General features: G+C 66.6%; 4 protein-coding genes. 1 reads left to right on the top strand and 3 read right to left on the bottom strand.

What is annotated here, in order from left to right:
• Positions 1 to 66 precede the first annotated feature (66 nt).
• The 3 genes from ACE3UY_RS14330 to ACE3UY_RS14320 all read right to left on the bottom strand — a co-directional run bounded on the left by ACE3UY_RS14330 (position 67) and on the right by ACE3UY_RS14320 (position 3,524).
• Entirely contained in the window at positions 67 to 1,575 is a 1,509-nt protein-coding gene (locus ACE3UY_RS14330; RefSeq protein WP_374688190.1) for a LysM peptidoglycan-binding domain-containing protein, read from the bottom strand.
• 138 nt (positions 1,576 to 1,713) lie between these two features.
• On the bottom strand, positions 1,714 to 2,796 hold the full coding sequence (locus ACE3UY_RS14325; RefSeq protein WP_374688189.1) for a LysM peptidoglycan-binding domain-containing protein: 1,083 nt from the start codon (positions 2,794 to 2,796) through the stop codon (positions 1,714 to 1,716).
• 164 nt (positions 2,797 to 2,960) lie between these two features.
• The gene (locus tag ACE3UY_RS14320) at positions 2,961 to 3,524 is read right to left on the bottom strand and encodes an HD family hydrolase (RefSeq protein WP_374688188.1); all 564 of its coding nucleotides are present in this window, start codon (positions 3,522 to 3,524) and stop codon (positions 2,961 to 2,963) included.
• 148 nt (positions 3,525 to 3,672) lie between these two features.
• On the opposite strand from ACE3UY_RS14320, the gene ACE3UY_RS14315 reads away from it, so the two are divergent.
• On the top strand, positions 3,673 to 4,149 hold a 477-nt coding region (locus ACE3UY_RS14315; protein WP_374688187.1), incomplete at its 3' end, for a glycosyltransferase.

Genomic DNA, 4,149 nt, shown 5'->3' with positions numbered 1-4,149 from the left:
GCGGCCACCTGTTTCGTACCTACCCGAGCGCCATTGGCCGCCCACCTGTCAGGTCTGTCCCCAAACTTAGGGGAACTCAACTTGAGTCCATGGCAGTGGATCGACAGGCACGTCCAGGATGCGCAGGTCCCAATGCAGATGCGCGCCGCTGGAGAGGCCGGTGGAGCCGACGCGGCCGATGGGTTGCCCGGCGGCGACGGCGTCGCCCGGCTGCACCAGCCGTTCCGACAGATGATAGTAGCCGGTCATGACGCCGCGGCCGTGGTCGATGATGATAACGTTGCCGCGCAGTTCCAGTAGATCGCTGAAGACGACGACCCCGTTGGCCGGGGCCGCGACCGTCTGACCGGCCGGGGCGGCGTAGTCAATGCCGGTGTGATAGATCTCGATCGGCCCGTCGTTGTAGGAGCGGCGTCCGCCATAGCCGGCCGAGATGACGGTTGTCGTCAACGGCGCCTGGAAGAGGCCCTGCCAGTGCTGTTCCTCGTTGAACACGCCGAAGATGCCGGCCAGGAACTCATCCTCCGTCGCCCTCACGGCCGGGTCGAGCAGGCCGTCCAGCGCTTCGCCAACGGTCACGTATTGTGTGTCGTAGACCGTGGCCGCGACGGGCACGCGCAGGCGCAGCGGCTCCCACAGGCCGCGTTCGTCGCCGCCGCTGATCTCTAGATCGTAGACCCCCGGCTCGGCGAAAGCGTCGACGCCGACGAGCGCCGCATACCCGTCGCCCTGGGGCGCGAACTGGAGGGGCTGGTCGCCGAAGCGTCCGGCCGGTCGCCCCGGCAACAGGTTGGCGACGAAAACGGAGACGGTCGCCCCCTGGGCCACGCCCGTGGGACTCACGCGCACGTCGAGCCAGCCCTGCGGCAGGTCGCGGTAGACAGCCGTGTCGTCCGGGAGGCGCAGCCGCTGGCCGGCAAAGAGGTAAGGCGAGGTCAGGCCGTTGGCCGCGACCAGCGCGGCCGGCGTCAGGCCGTGGCGCGCCGCGACTGTGAGCAGCGTGTCGCTCGGCTCGACCAGATAGGGCCGCCCCGTAGTCGGGCGGGTCGCCGTCGATCCGGTGCGGCTGACCACCGGCACGGGCTGGCCGATGACCAGCGGCGGGTTGGTCTGGATGATGCGCGCGGTGGCGATCAGGTCGTCCAGCGTCGTGTTGTAGCTGGCGGCGATGCCCGCTACGGTGTCGCCCGCGGCCGCGGTGTGGAACATGGCAATGGCGTCGCCCGTGCCGCCGGGGATGATCAGCTCCTGGCCGACCTGGAGCAAGTCGCCGTCGGTCAGGTTGTTGATAGCCAGTATGTCGGCGACGCTGACGCCGTAGTTGGCGGCGATGATGGTCATGTTCTCGCCGTCCTGGACGACGTGCACGCGGGGGATGGGGGGCGCGGACGGGTCGGCCGGCGCGGCCAGGGTCGGCGTCGCCAGAAGGGTCGGCGTCGCGACTTCCGTGGTGGAAGGCGTGGTAGGCTCCGCGCTCGGCTGCGCTGTCTGGGCCATAATCAGCACCGGCTGAGCCAGCGCCGCCAGACCCAGGTAGACCAGGGCAAGGGATAGTAAACGGTGTCGAATCTGCATAAGCCGTCCGCTATTCTGCCCCAAACCGGGCGCGCTTGCCAATGGCGGCTCACGAAGCGGTTAGCATCGGCGGCATCGGTGCGACGCACTTTCTGAAGTGCGTCGCACCTGAGGATACGCCTGAAGCGGGAGGAGAACTTACAGCTTGGGGATCCGCAAAACCTGGCCGGGACGGATCAGGTTCATATTGTCGCCGATGACGTCGCGGTTGGCCTCGTAGATGAGGCGGAAGTTGGCCTGCGTGCCGTAGTACTTCTGCGAGATGAAGCTGAGGTTGTCGCCGGCCACCACGCGGTGCTCGGCGATGAACTCGGTGAAGCGGGGTTTGGCCTGGGCCGCTTTGGCCTCTTCGGCGGCCTTCGCTTCGGCGGCGGCTTTGGCCTCGGCCGCGGCCTTGGCCTCTTCGGCGGCCTTGGCTTCAGCCGCAGCTTTGGCCTCGGCGGTCGCTTTCGCTTCGGCGGCGGCCTTGGCTTCGGCCGCGGCTTTCGCTTCCCGCTCCGCCTGGGCCGCCTCGGTGCGCGCTTGCTGGGCCTCCCTGGCCTGCTCTAGCTTCGCCGCCTGGGCTTCCTTGCGGGCTTTGGCCTCGGCCGCCTCTTTGGCTCCCTGAGCTTCCTTGCGGGCCTTGGCCTCTTGCGCTTCCCGGGCGGCCTTGGCCTCGGCGGCGGCTTTGGCTTCCTGGACCTCCTTGCGCGCCTTGGCGTCGGCCGTGGCCTTTGCTTCCTGAGCCTCCTTGGCGGTTTGAGCGGCGCTGGCCTTTTCACGCTGCTGCTTCTGGGCCTCGGTGGCCCGCAGCGCCGTGGCAATGGATGTCAGGGCCGCCTTTTCATCCTTGCTCACCTCGTCCCCCAGACCGAGCACACTCTCCTTGGCCGCCGCGGCGACCTTGCGGGCCACGTCGAGCAGGAAGGCGTTGAGCGCGTCCAGGTCGTCCCCGCCCAACTTGTATTCGACGAGCGAGGCGATCCGGCCGAGCGCCTGCTCCGCCTCGGCCTTGCCGGCCTTCTTGACCGCGTGGGCCGCATCGCTCTCGTTGGCGATGATGTCGCGCACCAGGGCGTTGGTCGATTTATAGCCGTCCATCGCTTCGGACAGCGCTTTGGCCTCGCGGCGGCTGGTCATCATGGGCACGTTGCCATCGGCGGCGGCCAGGGCTGCGTTCACCCAGTAGGGGGCGTCCTTGATCAACTCCCATTCAGACGCGGAAAACTTTGCTTTGGACATGACGTACTCCTTGCTTGTCGCGCATCCGGCGTTTGCGAACCGGATGCCGATGAATTGAATTTCGTGGTTGTTTACTGCGCGGGCATCAGAAGCATATTATCCTTTGTCGCTGGCATCGGCCAGATACAAGAATAGAACGCTGATGGACGCTGATTGGTGCTGTTTTATCCCGCGCCGCTCGCCGTTCGCCGGGCGCGCAACTCGTCGTAGATGGCCTGCGCCAGGGGGTAGTGGAAGCGGTGGGCTACGACCCAGAACTCCTCCAACTGCCGGTTGCCCGTCTGGCGCTCGTAGACGTAAGCCTGGAGGTACTGATCCAGCTTGTCGGCGTCGTGCACCAGCCGCGCTTCCGGCGTCTCGTTCAGCCGCAACGTTTCCCACCAGTTCAGCAGCCGCGGGCCAAAGGGCGCGTCGCCCACAATGGTCGTCATGGCCCGCTGTTCGGCCTCGGTCTTCGCTCCCGTCGGCAAGAAGCGCCAGGCCGGCGTGGGGATGTCGGTGGTCAGGCCCTCCGGCAAATCATGCAGCGCGGCCATCGCCAGCGCCGCCGCCAGGTCTGGCTGTGGCTCGACCAACTCCGCCAGCACCAGCGCTGTGTAGATCACGCCGTAGCTGTGGGCGGCCACGTTTTCCGGCAGCGGCACGCCGCGCTGCGCCCAGCCAGTGCGCGTCGTACGCTTGAGTTGGTTGCCGTGCATGAGCAGTTCCAGAATGCGGCTAACGTCCATCACGGCGTGCTCTCCTTGGGGATAACATACTCACAGATGACGCAGTTCGTAAAAACCTGCGAAATCTGCGGACTCTTCCTCTTCAGCTTGCGCCGGGGCAGCGTGCAACGAAATGCCCGTCGCAGTGTTCCTTAAGCTAGATACTATCATGAAGGCATCGATCATCGCTACCGTAAAGAACGAGGGGGAGGCGCTCCGGCCGCTGCTGGACTCAATCCTGGATCAGAGCTGTCCGGCTGACGAGGTCGTTATCTGTGACGGCGGCTCCACCGATGACACACTGGCCGTGCTGGACGAGTACCGCCAATGGCTGCCGCTGCGGATCATCGTCGCCCCCGACGCCAACATCAGCCAGGGCCGCAACCGGGCCATCGCCGCGGCCACCGGCGACATCATCGCCAGCACCGATGCCGGCGTCATCCTCTCGCCCAACTGGCTGGAGGAGCTACTGCGCCCCTTCGAGGATGAGGCGGCGCAGGTGGTCAGCGGTTGGTTCGAGGCGGATCCCTACACCGACTTCGAAGTCGTCATGGGTTCGACCGTCTTGCCGGCGCGCGAGGACGTGAACCCCGACACCTTCCTGCCCTCCAGCCGGTCGGTCGCTTTCCGCAAGAGCGCCTGGGCG

It is taken from the genome of Promineifilum sp. (SeqCode) (assembly GCF_041918635.1).
Lineage (GTDB): Bacteria > Chloroflexota > Anaerolineae > Promineifilales > Promineifilaceae > Promineifilum.
The sequence above is the reverse complement of the archived record's forward strand: the minus strand, read 5'-3'. Positions and strand labels throughout refer to the sequence as shown.